Here is a 19,138-nt window from a genome sequence, read left to right on the forward strand (position 1 = left end):
TACAAACGGTGCAATCGCACTTTTCAGAATTAAATGGAACAGAAACTACGCAGCCAAGACTGGTTTGGCAAAGAAGGTAAAGACGGTTTTATTTACCGTAGTTGGATGAAAAACCAAGGCCACGCGCCGCATCAATTTAAAGGAAAGCCTGTCATTGGGATTTGCAATACGTGGTCAGAAGTAACACCTTGTAATGGCCACTTTCGTGATTTGGCACAAAGTGTCAAAAACGGGATTTACGAAGCAGGTGGTTTCCCATTAGAGTTTCCCGTGATGTCGTTGGGAGAAACCCTCATTCGTCCTACTGCCATGCTTTATCGCAATTTGGCAAGTATGAGCGTTGAGGAAAGCATTCGTGCCAACCCGTTTGACGCCATTGTGCTGTTGACAGGGTGCGACAAAACTACTCCTTCGCTCATCATGGGAGCCGCTAGCGTTGATTTACCGACGATTGTGTTGCCAGGTGGACCGATGTTGGCAGGGCGTTTTCAAGGCAAAGCCATTGGTTCGGGTACCGACGTATGGCGTTTTGCGGACGACGTAAAAACGGGTAAAATGACGCCTGAGGAGTTTGAAGAAGCCGAAAGTTGTATGAGCCGTAGTATTGGCCACTGCTCTACGATGGGAACCGCTTCTACGATGGCTACGATGGCCGAAGCGCTCGGATTGACGCTCCCAGGCTTGTCGGCGATTCCTGCGGCCGATTCCCGCAAAAAAATGAACGCGCACATGACAGGGATGCGCATCGTTGAGATGGCGAAAGAAAACCTGACGCTCTCAAAAATATTGACGCGCGAAGCGTTTGAAAACGCCATTATGGCCAATGCTGCCGTAGGAGGTTCGACCAATTTTGTCTTGCATTTGTTGGCGATTGCGGGACGTATGGGCGTTGATCTTACCCTCGATGACTTCGACCGCGTAGGCTCACGGATGCCTTTCTTGTTGAATGTGATGCCATCAGGGAAATACTTGATGGAAGATTATTTCTACGCAGGGGGCTTGCAAGTGGTTATCAACGAAATCAAAGAACATTTACATAAAGACGTTATTACGGTCAATGGTAAATCGCTGGTTGAAAATTCAATCAATGCCAAAAACTGGAACCCTGACGTGATTGCTTCGGGAGCAGAACCGATTTTGGAAGAAGGAGGTATTGCGGTAATCAAAGGTAATTTGTGCGAAAATGGTGCGGTGATTAAGCCTTCGGCGGCATCGGCACATTTGATGAAACACACGGGACGTGCGGTGGTGTTTGAAACCATCGAAGATTACCACGCGCGCATCGATGACCCTGAGTTGGACATCGACGAAACCTGCGTGATGGTACTCAAAAACGTAGGGCCAAAAGGCTACCCAGGAATGCCCGAAGTAGGAAATATGGCTTTGCCGAAAAAGATTTTGGACAAAGGAGTTTCGGACATGGTGCGGATTTCGGATGCGCGGATGAGCGGAACGGCCTATGGTACGGTGTTGCTGCACGCGTCGCCCGAAAGTGCCATTGGTGGTAACTTGGCTTTGGTCAAAGACGGTGATTTGATTGAAATCGACATCCACGAACGCTACATTCACTGGCACGTATCCGACGAGGAAATCGCCCGTCGTCGCGCGGAGTGGAAGCCGATTGATTTAGGATACAACCGTGGTCATAACAAATTATACATCGAGCACGTGACGCAGTCGCACGAAGGCTGTGATTTTGATTTTCTTGTGGGTAAATCGGGCAGCGAAGTAAGTCGCGAATCGCATTAATTGTTTGATTTCTAAAAAGTTTCCCCGCAGATAGCACGGATTTTAAAAGCGCAGATTTTCACAGACTTTGTTCTGCGGAATTCTGCGTTTTTACTGTTTAGCGAGTTTCTGCGGGGAAAAAAAATGGTACACTGAATGGACTTTCTATACTCTCCTCTTTTTCGCATCAAAAACCACGAGATTACGCTTGCTACGTTGGTGGTCGTAGTTCTGATTTTAGTAGGAGCACGGTTGCTGGTGGCGATCGTCCAACGAGTGCTGCGTGAAGGTGTTTTCAAAAAACGCCAAATCGACGAAGGGCGGCAGCACGCCGTCATGCAACTTGTTCAATATGCCATGTATGTTTTTGCGGCCTTAGCTGTATTGCAAACGGTCGGTATTGAAATTTCCCTGTTGGTGGCAGGTTCGGCGGCGTTGTTGGTAGGAGTGGGGTTAGGATTGCAAAAAACGTTTAATGATTTGGTCGCGGGACTCATTATTTTGTTTGAAGGAAGCATCGACGTGGGCGATATTGTTGAAATCGAAAAAGCCGTAGGGCGGGTAGTGAAAATTGGCCTTCGTTCTTCCAAAATCCAAACCCGAGATGGCATTGCCATCATTGTCCCCAATTCGTATTTTATCAATGGCACCATTATCAATTGGTCGCACAGTCGTTCGCAGACGCGTTTTAGCATTAAAATTCCTGCTTCGTACCAAGCGGATCCGAAGAAAGTAAGAGCCATCATCAACGACTGCGCTCAACGACACGAGAAAGTGGTAGCGCAACCCATGCCTCACGTACGGATGCAAGATTTTGCTGAGTCGGGAGCCGTGTACGAATTGTTGTTTTGGACTGCCGATGCGTGGAATATCGACCTCATCAAGAGCGACTTGCGTTATTCAATCTTTGAGGAGTTTACTAAAAATAACATCGAAATCCCGTACCCGCAACGAGTGGTTTGGATAAAGCAACCGTAAGGCTATCCCAGTGCCCACTGCATCATCCCTTCCTTGAGGGCGTAAGTTGTGCTGCGTATTTGCTTGAGTTGCAAGCTACGTAGTACGTGCGCAATCAACACTGCTCCAGGAACAATCATTTCTACGCGCAATTCAATCATGCCAGGAATTGCCATGCGCTCTTCGCGAGGGAGGGTCGTAAGTAAGTCGTAGGCGCGGTAAAATTCGGCCAGAGGCAATTCAAAACTCGTTTGCGTAGGGGAGGGGAGTTGGCCTAATCGGTGCATAAAATCCATGTCAACGAGTGTATCAAACGAACCCGATGAACCTACCAATGTTTGGGGCGCATATTGATGGGCGGCGTTGACAAGAGGCAATAGCTGTTCTTGAAAATAACTGTGCATTCGTTGAATTGCGGATGGGGAAATGGGGTCAGTCAAAACAAATTTCTCTAACAAACGCTGACCACCGATTTCAAAACTTTGCTTCCAAAAAATGCGCGAAGCATTCCCAATAATAAACTCAACACTGCCGCCACCAATGTCCATCAGCAGTGATGGAGCTTCGCCAAGGTCAATGCCTAACCGAACGCCTTCATAAATGAGCTCAGCCTCGCGAGCTCCGCTGATGACTTCGATAAGAATACCCGTTTCGCGGGCGACAATCTGACAAAATTCTTCTCCGTTTTTAGCATTGCGAATGGCACTCGTTCCGACTGCTTTCACGTTTTGCAGTAAAACGCCATGCGCGTCGATGTGTTGGCGGAACAATCTTAAGACCGTCAACGCACGCTCAGTGGCCTCTTCGGTAATTTGGCCTTGATTGATTCCCGCTTTCGCAATTTTGGTGGGTAGTTGCTCTTTGAAGCATTGATGAAGGGTATCTCCTTGTTTTTCAACAATCAATAGGTGGAAGGTGTTGCTTCCGAGGTCAATAATGGCGTATTTCATGCCTTCAGAAATGTACTCAGGGGAGTGTTATGAATAAGTTGAAAGAAAAAATACAAAGAAAATTGATTTTTTAAAAGGAGACACTTATTTTTGCACTCCGTTTTATAAAAAGAGAAAAAAACACTAACAAATATGTTGCTTATACAAGTTAAAGAAAACGAATCAATTGACAAGGCACTTAAGCGTTTCAAAAAGAAATTTGAAAAAACTGGTGTTTTGAAAGAGTTGCGTTCACGCTCGGCTTTTACGAAAAAATCAGTACAACGTCGCAAAGAAGTAATTCACGCAACTTACGTGCAGAAAATGCGCGAAAACGAAGTAATCTAAGTCGATATTCTTCCTTAGAAAATATACTTTAAGGCACTACGCTACGGCGCAGTGCCTTTTGTTACTTCTATACATCTGCCTTCCGAAACGGCTTGACGTCTATCTTCTCCCAGACGTTGCCCGTTACATAAGGGTCATTTTGTAGCCACTCGTTCATGTGGCTTTCGGTGTCAAAATCAACGACCATCATCGACCCCATCATTTTCCCTTCGGGACTAAGCAAAGCGCCTCCCATTACAAAATGGCCACCTGCCTTTAAAATTTTAGCGCCCTCTAAATGACGCTCCCGAACCGACATGCGGCGCTCGAGGGCCTGCTCGTCGGTATAATCATAAGCATGTACTACGTAAAGCATATTGGTTAAGTTTAATAAATGTGAAAGATACGCATGTTGTAAAAAAGAAGTGAAATAAAAAAAGGTTAGAGAACAGGATGCTGTTACTCTAACCTTTTAAGAAGTGAACGAACTACGTTTTAGGCGTTATTTTCGGTCGAATTTTCTTCTTTAGATTTGCTATTCATGAACTCTTGGTAAACCGTTTCTCTTTCAAAAGGACGTTTACCAATCAAGCGCTCTAGGTCGCTTTGGAACAAAATTTCTTTTTCCAAAAGCTCTTGCGCAATGATTTCAAGAGCAGCAAGGTGTTGGGTAAGAAGTGCCTTACTACGGTTGTAGGCTTCGTCAATGATTTTGCGAACTTCTTCGTCAATCATACGCGCTGTTTCTTCCGAATAAGGCTTGTTGAATGAGTATTCCGACTGTTTAGAGTCGTAGTACGACATGTTACCGATTTTATCGTTTAAGCCATAGACCGTAACCATGCTGTGAGCAAGTTTTGTAACACGCTCAAGGTCGCTAAGGGCACCTGTCGATACTTTCCCAAATACAACATCCTCGGCAGCACGACCTCCAAGGGTCATACACATTTCGTCTAAAAGCTGTTCTGAACGGTACAAATACTGTTCGCGAGGTAAATACTGAGCATATCCTAAAGCCGTCATACCACGTGGTACAATCGTCACTTTGACCAATGGGTCAGCATGTTCCAAGAACCAACCTGCCACGGCGTGACCTGCTTCGTGGTAAGCCACAATTTTCTTCTCGTCGGGCGAGATAATTTTGTTTTTCTTTTCCAAACCACCAATCACGCGATCCATCGCATCTTGGAAGTCTTGCATCGTTACTTCTTCACGGTCGCGGCGAGCGGCAATAAGGGCGGCTTCGTTACAAACGTTGGCAATTTCTGCACCTGCAAAACCTGGCGTTTGGGTAGCCAATTTTTTAGGGTCAACGTCTGGGGCCAATTTAATTGGTTTCAAATGCACCTTGAAGATGGCCTCACGACCAACAATATCGGGTTTGTCCACCGAAATCTGACGGTCGAAACGGCCTGGGCGAAGAAGCGCAGAATCGAGTACATCAGGACGGTTGGTGGCCGCCATAATGATAATACCAGAGTCGGTAGCAAAACCGTCCATTTCAACCAACAGTGAGTTGAGTGTGTTTTCGCGTTCGTCGTTTGCGCCTGGCATACCACCACGGCCACGTGAGCGACCTACGGCGTCGATTTCATCAATAAAGATAATACAAGGTGCTTTTTCTTTGGCTTGTTTGAAAAGGTCACGTACACGAGCGGCACCTACCCCCACAAACATTTCAACGAAGTCAGAACCCGAGAGCGAAAAGAAAGGTACGCCAGCTTCGCCTGCTACTGCTTTGGCAATAAGGGTTTTACCTGTACCTGGAGGGCCTACTAGAAGAGCGCCTTTTGGAATTTTAGCACCAAGCTTTGTGAATTTGGTAGGGCTTTTGAGGTAATCCACGATTTCCATGATTTCCTCTTTGGCTTCTTCCAAACCAGCCACGTCGTTGAAGGTAATCTTAACTTTGTTTTCAGCGTCAAAGAGCGTTGCCTTTGAGCGGCCAATGTTAAAGATTTGACCACCAGGGCCACCTCCACCTGTCATACGACCTAGCAAGAAGTACATGGCCAAAATCATAATGATAAGGAAGCCCCAAGTACCTAAGAAACCTGTCCAGTCGCTCCGACGATCAAAATCGTAATCAATGGAGTCGCTGTCAGGTTTAAGTTTTTGAAAATCGTCCAAAAATTTATCGGCCGATGTCACCTCAAACTGAAAGTGAGGCCCGCCGTTGTTGAAGTACGCCTTGTTATCAAAAAGAGCGCGGTATTTTGGATCTTCGAGGGCTTTGGCGTTAAGGGTTACTTCTACGTATTCACTATTAACGATAACGATGCTTTGCACTTCGTGTGCTTGCACCATCTTCTCAAATTTCTTTTGCGTAATGGGGCGAATGGCCGTATTGCGACTGAAAAAGGTGATTCCCAAAATCGCTAACACCAAGGCCGCAATAATCCATCCCTGATAGCCCGTACGGCGTGGATTGCGGTTGTTGGGGTTTAGCGGGTTGCCATTGTTTTCGGACATGATTATTTATTGAATTAAATTAACGGGTTTTGTGGTGTATTCGCCTGAATACGTTTGGAGTGGTAGGTAACTACAAACGTATTAACAGACCAACACTATTTTTAAGGGTAATGTTCAATTAGGCGAACTCTTCCTCTACCAGTGTGATTTTGGCGTCACCCCAAAGTTGTTCGAGCCCATAAAATTCGCGCCGTTCTTTCTTGAAAACGTGAGCAACTACGTCCACATAGTCAATGAGTATCCACTCTTTGGCTTCTTTGCCTTCGCGCTGCCAAGGGTGTTCTGAGATAATTTTATATACCTCTGTCTCAATAGAATCGGCGATGGCATCGACTTGGGTGTCGGAGTTACCAGTACAAATTACAAAGAAGTCCGTAATGGCGTTTTTAATGTCGCGCAGGTCCATCACTACTACGTCCACTGCCTTTTTTTCCTGCATTCCTTTTACTACAAGATGGCACAGTTGTTCTGAAGATATACTATCTGATTTGCGTTGTTTCATGCGTTAGTCTTAAATTGCATCCCTAAAAATAAGAAATATTGTACAAAATTAAGTCCAAAACGCTTTTTATTGGAAAAAATTTGATTTATCTGCCAACTTGTCAGTCAACAAACGATGAAGCGGCGGATTTGGTGCGCCTTGGGCAGGGCTGGGAAGGAACTGTTGTCATAACTGACTTCCAAACGGCAGGCCGTGGGCAGCGCGGAAATCAATGGTTGGCGCAGGCTGGCGAGAACTTTATGCTCTCGCTCATTCTACGTCCTCACTTTCTGAGTCCATCTCAGCAGTTTCGTCTCAACGTCGCCATTTCGGTGGGGATATACGAATTCTTTAAGCCTTATTTGGGGGAAGCTCTTAAAATAAAATGGCCCAATGATGTCTATGTGGGCGATCAGAAACTGGGTGGAGTATTGATAGAAAATTCTATTCAAGGCGCCCGACTGGAAGCGTCTATTGTGGGAATGGGATTAAACATAAACCAACTTTTATTTGAAAACCCACGGGCTACCTCCTTGCGTAAAGCCACCCAAAAAGAATACATGCGGGAAGAGCTTTTGCCCGATTTGTTGGCCTCGCTTGAAAAAAACTACCTGCTTCTTCGCAATGGCCATTTTGATGCTTTGAAGATGCGTTATTTACAAAGTTTGTTTCGTTATCAAGAACAACACAATTTTCGGCAGGCAGAAAACGTATTTACGGGGATGATTGTGGGCGTAACCGATGCAGGACTCTTGGCGGTTCAAATCGACAATCGATTAGCGTATTTTGACTTTAAAGAGATTAGTTACGAGTTTGTGAGTTGAATTCGGTTGTGAGCAACCTCATGCACGTTTGGTTGTGAGCAACCAAACACACTGTATGAGCTTTATTGGTAAAAATAAATAGTTTTGATAGAATAAAATGGTAAACGTCAGTAAAAGATTGGTAAAAAAAATGGTTTGGGCAATCATGCCACTTTGTGCGAGCATGGGCGTGAGTTGTTCTTCTTCTGAATCCGATTATGTCCCCAAACCAAAAGGATTCCCGCGCCTCGATTTGCCTGCCCAAGTTTACCAACCGATGAAAGAAGACCATCCGTACTCGTTTGAATATTCAAAAAGTGCGGTGATATTGCCTGATACCTTTAGCGACGCCGAACCTCACTGGATTTTTATTGCGTATCCTTCCCTGAAAGCCAGTATTCAGCTGACGTACAAGCCTGTCCAAAACAATCCACAGCGCCTTGGTGGATTTATCAATGATGCCTATAAATTGGCTGGTCGGCACCAAATTAAAGCGACAGGGATTCGGGAACAAGTAGTAAAAACAAAGTCGGGGCAGCGGGCCGTGATGTTTGATTTGGAGGGCGATGTGCCAAGCTACGTCCAATTTTTTACCACCGATACTACCACCAACTACCTTCGCGGGGCGCTTTATTTTTCGGTAGCCGATAAGCAAGATTCGTTACAACCTGCCATCGACTACCTTCGCAAGGACATCGTTCACTTGCTGAATACCTTGAAGTGGAAGAAAAAATCTTAAAAAACTTTTGACAAAACGCTGTAAGCCATCAATTTGTCTTTACGGTAAGTTTCGGTTTTGATGTCCCACAAAACGCCAGGAGCGCGGTAACTAACCGTCTGGAAGTCAAAGGAAAGGTTGACGATTGTTTTGGTGGCCACGCTCATGTCAGCTGTGACTTTGTAGGCGTTGTAGGTACCTGCGGGTACCGTAATGCTCTCTTGGCTTGCGACCTTTCTATTCTTCAAATTCAAGTTGTAAGTGACATTCATAGAGCCGCCTACGGTGCCGTCGCCCGTGAGAGAAGCATCTTTGAGGGTACTGCCTACGGTATAGGTATCGCCGTATGTGAGGTCGTTGGAGGTAAACGTCATTTTGGCGTCTTTCATCATGGGGTTATCTTGAGTGGCCATCATGGCGCTCATGTCCACCATAAATTCATTGCCTTTGCAGCGGCACTGGTAGCTGTTGGTCATTTGGGGCTTGTCTTTGGCATCAAACGACTGCACTTCCATTTTCATTACCATTGTTCCGTTGTCATTGGTTACATCTTTCACAGTGTAAAGGAGCCGACCCGTAAGTTTGTCTTTGGCGTTGTAGTTGAGCAGCTCAAAACCCGACCCCGCTTTCATTGTAACGCCGAGGCAAGACTGAGCCTGAAGCTGTAGGATTAAACCAATGAGGGTAAAACATGTAATCAAAAACCGTTTCATACGCGTGAAAATTGAGGTGAAATATTAAAGGATTAATACGCTAACCAGATCATACTCAGCATTCCGATAAGCATAACAAGTTTACACAAACTACTTAACGAACCAAATTCTTTTTTGGTGTCGGCGCGGGTAAGACGATATACCAACCAGCCAATGAGTCCAAGAAGCCCTACAAACATCCACGTCAATTGGGAGTTTTGCAGCCAATGCGCAGCCAGAAATAAACTGGGAACAAAAATGGCAATGAGCCCGTAAAGAAAGACCTTGGTGCGTCGAATCCCCCAAATGATGGGCAGGGTTTGGCAGCCGTGAGAAGCATCGCCGCGGACATCTTCCATGTCTTTGATGATTTCACGAATGAGCGAGATACCAAAGGCAAACAAGGCATACAAAATAACCAACGAGCGATTTTGGGGGTAATAAACGGCTAAAATAATGAGGGAAAGACCCGTTAGAAGGGCAACAATGAAATTACCAATGAAAGGTCGTTTCTTGAAATAAGAGGCATAGACCCAAAGAAGTGTAACCGATAACACACTCAGGAGAAATACCCATTTATTCACCAATAGCCCTAAACCACAGCCCAGAATATTGAAAACTTGGTGGGTCGTAATGGCGACGCGGCGCTTGAGGTATCGCCCAATGATGACGCGGTCGGGTTTGTTGATAAGGTCGATTTTGATGTCAAAATAGTCGTTGATGACATAACCTGCTGCCGCGACAAGCACGGTAGAAAGCGTGATAAGAAAAATCTCTTTTTCGAGCAAAATACTTTTCCAGTCGCCGATAGGGCCAATTAAAAACAGGCGGGTCATGTATTGAGTCAGGGCAATCATGAGTAGGTTAGGCCAGCGGATAAGCCGCATAAACCCAAGCGAAATGTCTTTGATGGTGAGGCGGCGTTTCACAGATAGGACGAATTATGGGTTTGTGGATGTTTTCAAAGCTGTATGCAAAACAACGGATAAGTTAGATGCGTTTCGGGACTTCACAAAATCTTTATACAGAATGTGGAGAAAAAATTGCATTTTTTTTGTTGTGCCGAATAATACCTCAACTAACTCCCCGTCCGCGAATGAAAATCGGAATTGTTTGTTATCCAACATTTGGTGGTAGTGGCGTAGTCGCTACCGAACTTGGAAAGGCGCTTGCTGCTGTCGGACATCAAGTTCACTTCATCACTTACTCACAACCTACGCGCTTAGATTTTTTCAGTGAAAATATTTTTTACCACGAAGTTCATATTCCCAATTATCCGTTGTTTCAGTATGCCCCGTACGAGTCGGCGCTGTCGAGCGCGATGGTGAACGTGGTGAAGACCGAAAAATTAGATGTTTTGCACGTGCATTATGCCATTCCGCACGCCTCAACGGCCTACATGGCAAAGCAAATTCTCAAATCGCAAGGCATCCATATCCCCGTCATCACAACTTTGCACGGAACCGACATCACGCTCGTGGGCAAAGACCGCTCGTACGAACCTGTGATTACGTTTAGCATCAACCAATCGGACGGTATTACGTCGGTGTCGGAGTTTTTAAAACAAGCTACCTACGATTATTTCCCCATCACCAAAGACATTGAAGTGATTCCGAACTTCATTGACTTAGATCGTTTCAAGAAACAGAAAAAAGACCATTTCAAGTTGGCAATTTGTCCCAACGGTGAAAAATTGCTGGTGCATACTTCCAATTTCCGAAAGGTAAAACGGATTGAAGACATTGTGTTGATGTTTGAAAAAGTACGCCATGAAGTACCGAGCAAATTGCTGTTGGTGGGCGATGGCCCCGAACGTGCCAAAATAGAAAATATGTGCCGTGACTTGGATTTGATGCAATGTGTTCGCTTCTTGGGGAACTTAGATGCGATTGAGGAAGTACTTTCGGTGGCAGATTTGTTCGTAATGCCTTCTGAAACAGAGAGTTTTGGTCTGGCGGCGTTAGAGGCAATGGCTTGCGAAGTTCCTTTGATTACGTCCAACGCAGGTGGATTGCCAGAGTTGAACGTGCAAGGAGTTACTGGTTTTATGAGCAACGTGGGCGACGTTGAAGACATGGCAAAAAATGCAGTCTATATTTTACAAGACGAAAATTTGCCTCGTTTTAAAGCCAACGCATTGGCCCGGGCCAAAGAATTTGAGTTAGCGAATATTTTGCCACAGTACGAAGCCTATTACGAAAAAGTAGTGGCCGAAAGTCTAAACGCATTGACCGAACCATTGGTAGCATCAACCGACCGCCCAATGCGCGAAGTATTGGTAGACAAACACTGAGGAATCAATAAACAAAAACCATGAAAAAAATTGTATTGCCGTTGGCGCTGCTCGCTCTTTCCTTAGGGGCTTGTACGCGCTATTTTGTAGGAAAACCCGTTAAACTTCAGCCGATTGCAGTCAGTGACACCGTCACTGCACCGTCTTCAGCTTTGTCACAAACGGTGGATAAATACCTTAAACCTTACCACGACACTTTGGACGCCCAAATGACGGCGGTGCTGACGACTTCACCTCGTCGGCTGACCAAAGGTACACCCGAATCAGAACTGGGGAATTTGATGGCAGACCTTTTTCGGGAAATGGGACAAGAACGTTTTGGTAAACCCATTGACGTGGCCGTGACCAACAACGGAGGAATTCGGACAGACTTGCCGCAAGGAAATATTACCCTTGGAAAAGTATATGAAGTAATGCCTTTTGACAACGATTTGGTAGTACTTACCCTCTCGGGTGCCACCATGCAAAAAGTGATTGACTATTTGGCTCAACGCAAGGAACCTCAGTCGGGGCTGAAACTTGTTGTTGACAAGGCGACCAACAAACCAAAAGAAGTGCTGATTGGTGGAAAACCGCTTAATACGGAGCAAACTTATACGCTGATTACAAGCGACTACATGGCAATGAGTAGCGACCTAGCACCTGTTGTAAAGAACAATCAAGGATACCAAGCGTTGAATTATCTCATGCGTGACGCCATGGCGGACTACTTGCGGCGCAAAGGAAAACAAGGTCAGGCGATTGACCCTAAAAAAGACGGTAGAACGACCGTCGTTGAGTAAGTAGTCATATTTGAACCAACTTGTTGCTTTATCATTATCATGCAAAGACGTATATTTCTTCAACATATTTTTGGGGCCACTGGGGCCGTAGCTTTAGGGGCGTTACCTTTTGAAACGTGGGCGTCGCCTCAGGCAAAAGAAGTTAAAATCACCATTTTACATACCAACGACCAACACAGTCGCTTGGAGCCATTTCCAAAAGGCGACCGCATGGCGGGGCGCGGTGGCGTGGTGAATCGGGCGCGAATTTTGAGCAAAATTCGTTCGGAAGAGCAGAACGTGTTGCTTTTTGACGCGGGTGATATTTTTCAAGGAACACCCTATTTCAATTTCTACAAAGGCCGCCCTGAAATCGAACTAATGAGCCAAATGGGCTACGACGCTGTGACAATGGGCAACCACGATTTCGACGGCGGACTTGACCTGTACGTAAATCAAATCAAGGCGTATGCCAAATTTCCTGTCCTGGTGGCCAATTATGATTTTGCGGGGACGTCGATGGAAGGATTGGCTCAGCCGTACAAAATTTTCAACGTTCAAGGAGTGAAAGTAGGCGTGTTTGGCATTGGAATTAGCCCCGATGGCTTGATCCCGCAGAAACTATTTGGTGGAACCAAGTACCTCGACCCCGTAAAAACCGCCAACGAAACTGCCGCGATGCTCCGCAACGAAAAGAAATGTAGTTTGGTGGTTTGTCTTTCGCATTTGGGCTATAAAATGAGTGATGGTGAAATGTCAGATTTAGTGATGGCACCGCAAACCAAAGACATCGACGTGATTATCGGAGGACATACGCATACGTTCTTAAACGAACCTACAATACTGAAAAATCAAGCAGGAAAGTCGGTGATTATCAACCAGGCAGGCTGGGGTGGTGCGAGCCTTGGACGTTTGGATTTTAGATTTGACCGCGTTTCTAAAAAAGTCTATTTCGAAAGCCGAGCCGTACCTGTTCAATAATGGTGTCACGGTATTCATTCGTGCATCGTGCGGGTTCTACAAACGTTGCGCATCTCCGATGCTTGGAAATGATGTTTATTCGTGCAGTTCTACAAACGTTGCGCATCTCCGATGCTTGAAAATGATGTTTATTCGTGCAGCGGGTTCTACAAACGTTGCGCATCTCCGATGCTTGAAAATGATGTTCATTCGTGCGGCGGGTTCTACAAACGTTGAGCATCTCCGATGCAAATGCCCCTCGTGCAGCGGGTTTCTCAAAACCCGCTGACTACAAATGTTATGTATATCCGATGCAAATGCTCCTTGTTTTATTGGTCAAAATGACTGAATATGTTGAAATAAAGCGAATTGTTTTTTCAAAAATTAGAATTTTACGTCTTTTTGCCTTGTAAATCCTTTGTTTTGGGTCAAAAGTGTATTTTGCGAAAAAACAAAAAACACCGCGGCTTACCAAGCTCTTTCACCAAGTTTTCCTTATGACATTCGACAACCAACTCAGAGTATCGTCCGAAGTAGGGACGCTTCGTAGATTGCTTATTCACAGCCCCGACCGTGGTTTGGGCAAGGTTGTTCCTTCTAAAGCGCAGGACTGGCTTTTTGAGGACATCGTTCACCTCGACACCATGCGCCGCGAAGAGTATGATTATTATGTTAAAATTTTACTCTATTTTCTTGACCCTGAAAAAGTGAGAGGGAAAATAAAAGAGATAGATGCTGACCCTGAGCGGTTGTTTTATAAACCAGGAAGTGCTGCTTATTTTAACTCAGATAAAGTTGTTGATATCCAGAAATTATTGGCAGAAATCCTTGAAGACGACGCGATTCGGGTAAAACTCATTGCTTCGATTTGTGCTGTCGAGCGTTGTTCGTTTCGGATTCAGGAAAAACTCAAAGAATACGACCCGATTGAATTGGCGAAAATCTTGATTTCTGGGTCCTTGCCCGACCTTCACATGATTTTTGCTCCGCTGCCCAACTTCATTTTTACGCGCGATATTGGCATTGTCATCAATGATCACGTGCTTCTCAATAAACCCGCCAAAGCAGCTCGTACGCGGGAGTCGCTGTTGACCCAATACATCTTTTTTTACCACCCGCAGTTTGAAGGTTGTCGCAATAATATCATCGAAATTCCTGATAATGAGCACCATTTCTTGTTGACGGAAGACGAGCTCAAAAGCGATTATCACCGTTCTACGCTAGAAGGGGGCGACGTGATGATGGTGGCACCACGGCATTTGCTGATTGGATGCAGTGAGCGCACGACCTTGTACGCAGCTCAGCAGGTGATGAAATCGTTGTTTGAACGTAACGTAGTCGATACCATTACCATCGTGAAAATCCCTAAAAAACGGGATTATATGCACATCGACACGGTTTTTACGCAAGTAAAACGCAACGTCTGGGTATTGCTAGGGTCGATTGCTCGTCAGGGCGACGAAGCCAAAAAACGGGATGTGCTCCACTTTTTTGCCCCGAAAGAAGACCCTGATCGTTTGCAAATTATGCAGTTCAACAAAGGCTGGGAAAACAAACCCACCGAAATCGAAAATTTAGAAGATTTGTTGACCGACATCAGCAAAAACGATTTGGGGTGCAACGAGCCCGTGGAGTTTATCTATTCAGGAAACAACGAATTTCCGTTTGGCGCCCGCGAACAATGGACGGATTCGTGCAATTTGTTGGCGCTTAAAGACGGCGTAGTGATTGGTTACGATCGCAACGATAAAACCCTTGAAGCATTTCGTGCCAAAGGCTTCCAAACGGTGCGGGCCAAAGATCTATTGGAAGAATTTGAAGCAGGAATTTCATCGCCCGAAACGATTCAAAATACGTTTATTATGCTGCCTTCAGCCGAGCTTTCGCGGGCGAGAGGAGGTTCGCATTGCATGAGTTTACCTATTTTGCGAGATGGATTTTAAGAAAAACTGATTGGATTCTCCCTCCGTATAAGTAATTTTAGGGTAATAAAGCGTTCAGAAGATTTTCAATTTGAAGTTTCCTAAAAATCAGCAACTAGAGATGAGTAGTATGTCGTACAAAATGCAACCTCAAGCCACCACGCACATTATGATGATTCGGCCTGTGCGTTTTGGGTTTAATGAAGAAACGGCCGAAAGCAACGCGTTTCAAGACGCCGCCTTGGCTACTCAAACCAAAGACAGTGCGCAACAAGATGCCTTGACCGAGTTTGAAAACATGGTAGCACAACTCACAGCCGCAGGCGTGGATGTGATTACGTACGACGATACGCCTGAACCTTATACGCCCGATTCTATTTTTCCAAACAACTGGGTTTCGTTCCACCAAAGCGGCAAGGTGATTCTCTACCCAATGCAAGCCGAAAATCGCCGTTTGGAGCGCCGTATGGACATTATTGAGAGCCTGAAAGAACATTTTCAAGTGGATGAAGTCATTGATTTGACCCACTTCGAAAAGGAAGGAAAGTTTTTGGAAGGAACGGGAAGTATGGTGCTCGACCGTCGGTATAAAATGGCGTACGCCTGTCTTTCTCCGCGCACGCATCCCGAGGTTTTGGACGCATTTTCGGAAGCGACGGGCTTTAGTATCGTGAAATTTAACGCAGCCGATGCCAACGGAAAAGCAATTTACCATACCAACGTCCTCATGTGCATAGGCGACGCCTTTGCCGTAGTTTGTTTACAAGCCATCACTGACCCCGACGAGCGATTGTACGTGCGCGAAGAGCTTGAAAAAACGGGAAAACAAGTAATAGAAATTACGCTGGAGCAAATGAACAGCTTCGCAGGAAATATGTTATTGGTATATAACAAACGGGGCGAAAAACTGCTCGTGATGTCCACGCAAGCGTTTGAGTCATTGACGGCCAAACAGCGGGATGAACTCGATGATTATGCCGTATTGCTCCACTCAGATTTGTCAATTATCGAAAGAAATGGGGGTGGTTCTGCCCGCTGCATGATGGCCGAAGTGCATCTTACTGAGAAATAAGTCGTACCTTTGTGGCTTATTACGATGAATAAGCCACATGAAGTTTGACGAACTAAATCTGAACAAATCCCTGTTGAAATCCCTTGATGACTTGGGTTTTACGACGGCCACAACCATCCAATCGAAGGTTTTTCCAGTCGTGATGTCAGGGAAAGATGTATATGGAATTGCACAAACAGGGACGGGAAAGACCTTTGCGTACTTGTTGCCGTGCTTGCGTCTGTTTCAGTTTTCCAAAGAGAAATCTCCGCAATTAGTGATATTAGTGCCCACCCGCGAGTTGGTGGTGCAGGTCGTGGAGTCAGTAAAACAGCTAACGACCTACATGAACCTGCTCGTGGTGGGTGTCTATGGAGGGGTAAATTTTAAACCCCAAGTGGCTGAGGTGTCCAACGGTGTTGATATTTTGGTCGCTACGCCAGGTCGATTGGTCGATTTGCTGTCGAGTGGGGTAGTGAAGCCAAAGAATATCAAGCGGTTGGTGCTCGACGAAGCCGACGAAATGCTCAATTTAGGGTTTCGGGCGCAATTGAAACTAATTTTAGATACGCTGCCTGAACGACGCCAAAATCTTCTTTTTTCGGCGACCATTACTGATGAAGTAGAGGCGTTGATGAACAGCTACTTCGAAAGCCCTGTGCGGGTAGAGGCCACTCCCGTAGGAACACCATTGGATAATATTTATCAAACCGCCTACGACGTTCCCAATTTTTATACCAAAATCAATTTGTTGACATTGCTCCTTGGCCACGACCCTGACATGACAAAAGTGTTGGTGTTTGTGGCAACCAAGCACTTGGCTGAGTTGGTGTACAACGAATTGTCGGTGGAGTTTGGCGAAGAATTAAGCGTTATTCACTCAAATAAAGCCCAAAACCAGCGTTTTGAGGCCGTGAATCGTTTTGAAAAAGGCGAAGCACGTATTTTGGTTGCGACCGACGTGATTGCGCGCGGCTTGGACATTGCCGAAGTGTCGCACGTCATTAATTTTGACATGCCAGAGTTCCCCGAAACTTACATTCACCGCATTGGTCGTACAGGTCGGGTGGACAAAAAAGGCGTGGCCATTAGTTTTATTACCGAAAACGAGAAAGAGCAGCAGTTGGAGGTAGAAGTGCTAATGCAGCAGGAAATTCCAATGCGGCCGTTGCCCAAACACCTCGAAATTTCGGATGAACTGATTGAAGAGGAGAAACCGAAACAAATGATGAAACTCCCGCAAGTCAAGATTGCATTGAGCGAATCGTTTGGTGGTGCATTTCACGACAAATCGGAGAAAAACAAAAAAGTAAACGTGCGCCGCGACCATGCCAAAGAAATGATGAAAAAGTACGGCAAACCCATCAGAAAAACACGCCCTAACAATGGGTGATGATGTGCTTCTGCAGGAGATTTAAAAAAAATTAAGCCTCTCTATTGACATGTATGGAGAGGTTTTTATATGTTTGTAGTGTATTAGTTAAATAGTACACTAAATCTCAAAGATTCCATGATTCATTTAGACGCTATTTCGTTCAGCTATGAAAAGCAGCCCCTGTTTTCGGGGTTGACAATGCACTTGCAGCCAGGGCATATTTATGGGCTTTTGGGGGCAAACGGGGTGGGTAAAACGACTTTGCTCAAGTTACTAGCAGGGTTGGTTTTTCCAAAAGGAGGGACGTGCAAGGTGTTGGAGCAGGAGCCACGCCACCGCAGGCCTTCGTTGATGAGTCAGCTGTATTTTGTGGCCGATGAACCTCATTTGCCACATACAACGGCGGCGCGGTACGCGGATACCTACGGCGTTTTTTACCCAAATTTTGACAAATCGTTGTATTTGGAGTACTTAAAGGAGTTTCAAGTCCCTGCCGAACAGGTCTTTTCTAAACTGTCGTTTGGGCAGCGGAAGAAGGTGGTCATCAGCTTTGCTTTGGCGACCCAAGTACCGCTGGTACTCATGGATGAACCTACCAATGGCTTGGACATTCCTTCAAAAAGTACCTTCCGAAAGTTGGTAGCGGGGGCGATGACCGACGAACGCTGCATCGTGATCTCGACCCACCAAGTGCGCGATTTGGATAGCTTGATAGACGCCGTTTTGATTCTTCATCAGGGCAAAATCGTTTATAACGAAGACCTCAATGCCTTGGCCGCCGAGGCAACCGCGCAGCCCAATCTCGAAAGTTTGTTCCAAGAAGTCATTCAATTTCACTAAATGATGAACGATACGTTTGACCTTCGCCGATTTGGGTGGTATACTCAGAGAGAGTTACGCGAAAACTGGAAAGCCTATGCGTTGGGTTTGGTAGGAATGGTTGCATTGATGGGCTTTTTCATTTACTCAGAAAGCAGTAAAGTGCCAGAAAAATACCGAGATATTCCCATCGATATTTACCCTTCGTTGGTGATAACAATGGGTATGATGGTATGGGTAAGCAGTGGATTTAGCCTGAGAGGTTTTTCGGTAGCAGACGAACGTTTTGGGACGTTGCTTTTGCCCGTATCCAACCTTGAGCGTTTGCTGTATGCGTGGTTGGTGTCGCTTCCCGTGCCGATGTTGGTTTGCGCGTTTGTGTGGAAAATAAGTTGGTTGCTAATCATTGAGCAATGGCAAGAAGAGTTTCCTACCTTAAAAATCAACACTGATTTTGCCTACTGGGCCGACGCTTCTTACTTTTCTATTTTTATCTTGACGGGTTCGGCGGTTTTTATGCTGGGTGCAATGACCCTCGGCAAACTCAATTTCCTCAAAACGATGGGAGTTTTATTGCTCGCTGGCGTTGGGGTACTTCATTGGGGGCAAGGGTATTTGTTACGAGCATTATTCCCTGCCGAAGGACTGCGGTATCCTACACCCGCACCTTGGGTACCTCCGACGATTACGGTGCGTAGCCCTGAGGGAATTTCGGTCGAACGTATCCACTCTATTTACGAAAACCTCTATCAGTGTTGGTGGGTAATTTGTTTGCCGATTTGTTTGTACGCCATCGTGTTTCTAAAAATGAAAGAACGAGAAGTGTAAGTAGTTATCCGTTATTAGTTAT

19 protein-coding genes are annotated in these 19,138 nt (G+C 45.6%); 13 read left to right on the forward strand and 6 right to left on the reverse strand.

Going from position 1 to position 19,138, the window contains the following annotated elements:
- Window positions 1-33 precede the first annotated feature (33 nt).
- Window positions 34-1,749, forward strand: a complete 1,716-nt coding sequence (locus tag FHS57_RS00930; RefSeq protein ID WP_183970987.1) for an IlvD/Edd family dehydratase — start codon at window positions 34-36, stop codon at window positions 1,747-1,749.
- A gap of 135 nt (window positions 1,750-1,884) precedes the next feature.
- Window positions 1,885-2,706, forward strand: a complete 822-nt coding sequence (locus FHS57_RS00935) for a mechanosensitive ion channel family protein (RefSeq protein WP_183970988.1) — start codon at window positions 1,885-1,887, stop codon at window positions 2,704-2,706.
- A 2-nt stretch (window positions 2,707-2,708) separates the two neighbouring features.
- Here the strand turns inward: FHS57_RS00935 and FHS57_RS00940 are convergent, their stop codons facing one another.
- A complete protein-coding gene (locus FHS57_RS00940) occupies window positions 2,709-3,635 on the reverse strand; it encodes a Ppx/GppA phosphatase family protein (protein ID WP_183970989.1) in 927 nt (308 codons plus the stop codon).
- A 132-nt stretch (window positions 3,636-3,767) separates the two neighbouring features.
- Here FHS57_RS00940 and rpsU point away from each other — a divergent pair, with 132 nt between their 5' ends.
- Entirely contained in the window at window positions 3,768-3,962 is a 195-nt protein-coding gene (rpsU, locus tag FHS57_RS00945; protein WP_028522494.1) for a 30S ribosomal protein S21, read from the forward strand.
- Between the two features lie 67 nt (window positions 3,963-4,029).
- Here rpsU and FHS57_RS00950 read toward each other — a convergent pair whose 3' ends face one another.
- From FHS57_RS00950 to rsfS, 3 genes are all read right to left on the reverse strand, one after another.
- Window positions 4,030-4,317 carry a YciI family protein gene (locus tag FHS57_RS00950; RefSeq protein WP_183970990.1) on the reverse strand — a complete coding sequence of 96 codons (288 nt, stop codon included), beginning with the start codon at window positions 4,315-4,317 and terminating at the stop codon, window positions 4,030-4,032.
- Between the two features lie 119 nt (window positions 4,318-4,436).
- Complete coding sequence (gene ftsH / locus FHS57_RS00955) at window positions 4,437-6,413, reverse strand: ATP-dependent zinc metalloprotease FtsH (RefSeq protein WP_183970991.1); 1,977 nt, start codon at window positions 6,411-6,413, stop codon at window positions 4,437-4,439.
- Window positions 6,414-6,531: 118 nt separating this feature from the next.
- Window positions 6,532-6,915 carry a ribosome silencing factor gene (gene rsfS, locus FHS57_RS00960; RefSeq protein WP_028522491.1) on the reverse strand — a complete coding sequence of 128 codons (384 nt, stop codon included), beginning with the start codon at window positions 6,913-6,915 and terminating at the stop codon, window positions 6,532-6,534.
- Between the two features lie 38 nt (window positions 6,916-6,953).
- On the opposite strand from rsfS, the gene FHS57_RS00965 reads away from it, so the two are divergent.
- Window positions 6,954-7,718: a biotin--[acetyl-CoA-carboxylase] ligase gene (locus tag FHS57_RS00965; protein ID WP_183970992.1), complete on the forward strand. Its 765-nt coding sequence runs from the start codon at window positions 6,954-6,956 to the stop codon at window positions 7,716-7,718.
- 130 nt (window positions 7,719-7,848) lie between these two features.
- The gene (gene gldD, locus FHS57_RS00970; protein ID WP_229601229.1) at window positions 7,849-8,436 is read left to right on the forward strand and encodes a gliding motility lipoprotein GldD; all 588 of its coding nucleotides are present in this window, start codon (window positions 7,849-7,851) and stop codon (window positions 8,434-8,436) included.
- Here gldD and FHS57_RS00975 read toward each other — a convergent pair.
- On the reverse strand, window positions 8,433-9,128 hold the full coding sequence (locus FHS57_RS00975; RefSeq protein WP_183970993.1) for a TapB family protein: 696 nt from the start codon (window positions 9,126-9,128) through the stop codon (window positions 8,433-8,435). The two genes, gldD and FHS57_RS00975, sit on opposite strands and share 4 nt — an antisense overlap.
- Window positions 9,129-9,160: 32 nt before the next feature.
- Window positions 9,161-10,036, reverse strand: a complete 876-nt coding sequence (locus tag FHS57_RS00980) for a geranylgeranylglycerol-phosphate geranylgeranyltransferase (RefSeq protein WP_310586956.1) — start codon at window positions 10,034-10,036, stop codon at window positions 9,161-9,163.
- A 167-nt stretch (window positions 10,037-10,203) separates the two neighbouring features.
- Between FHS57_RS00980 and bshA the strand changes: the two genes are divergently transcribed.
- From bshA to FHS57_RS01020, 8 genes are all read left to right on the forward strand, one after another.
- Complete coding sequence (bshA, locus tag FHS57_RS00985; protein ID WP_183970994.1) at window positions 10,204-11,400, forward strand: N-acetyl-alpha-D-glucosaminyl L-malate synthase BshA; 1,197 nt, start codon at window positions 10,204-10,206, stop codon at window positions 11,398-11,400.
- A 20-nt stretch (window positions 11,401-11,420) separates the two neighbouring features.
- Window positions 11,421-12,182, forward strand: a complete 762-nt coding sequence (locus FHS57_RS00990; protein ID WP_183970995.1) for a 5'-nucleotidase C-terminal domain-containing protein — start codon at window positions 11,421-11,423, stop codon at window positions 12,180-12,182.
- A 39-nt stretch (window positions 12,183-12,221) separates the two neighbouring features.
- The gene (locus FHS57_RS00995; RefSeq protein WP_183970996.1) at window positions 12,222-13,142 is read left to right on the forward strand and encodes a bifunctional metallophosphatase/5'-nucleotidase; all 921 of its coding nucleotides are present in this window, start codon (window positions 12,222-12,224) and stop codon (window positions 13,140-13,142) included.
- A gap of 476 nt (window positions 13,143-13,618) precedes the next feature.
- Window positions 13,619-15,064, forward strand: a complete 1,446-nt coding sequence (locus FHS57_RS01000; RefSeq protein ID WP_183970997.1) for an arginine deiminase family protein — start codon at window positions 13,619-13,621, stop codon at window positions 15,062-15,064.
- A gap of 121 nt (window positions 15,065-15,185) precedes the next feature.
- Window positions 15,186-16,115 carry a citrulline utilization hydrolase CtlX gene (gene ctlX, locus FHS57_RS01005; RefSeq protein WP_183970998.1) on the forward strand — a complete coding sequence of 310 codons (930 nt, stop codon included), beginning with the start codon at window positions 15,186-15,188 and terminating at the stop codon, window positions 16,113-16,115.
- Between the two features lie 37 nt (window positions 16,116-16,152).
- A complete protein-coding gene (locus FHS57_RS01010) occupies window positions 16,153-17,487 on the forward strand; it encodes a DEAD/DEAH box helicase (protein WP_183970999.1) in 1,335 nt (444 codons plus the stop codon).
- Between the two features lie 117 nt (window positions 17,488-17,604).
- Window positions 17,605-18,309: an ABC transporter ATP-binding protein gene (locus tag FHS57_RS01015; RefSeq protein ID WP_183971000.1), complete on the forward strand. Its 705-nt coding sequence runs from the start codon at window positions 17,605-17,607 to the stop codon at window positions 18,307-18,309.
- Window positions 18,310-19,116 carry a hypothetical protein gene (locus tag FHS57_RS01020; RefSeq protein WP_183971001.1) on the forward strand — a complete coding sequence of 269 codons (807 nt, stop codon included), beginning with the start codon at window positions 18,310-18,312 and terminating at the stop codon, window positions 19,114-19,116.
- The last annotated feature ends 22 nt before the right edge of the window (window positions 19,117-19,138 follow it).

It is taken from the genome of Runella defluvii (assembly GCF_014195535.1).
Lineage (GTDB): Bacteria > Bacteroidota > Bacteroidia > Cytophagales > Spirosomataceae > Runella > Runella defluvii.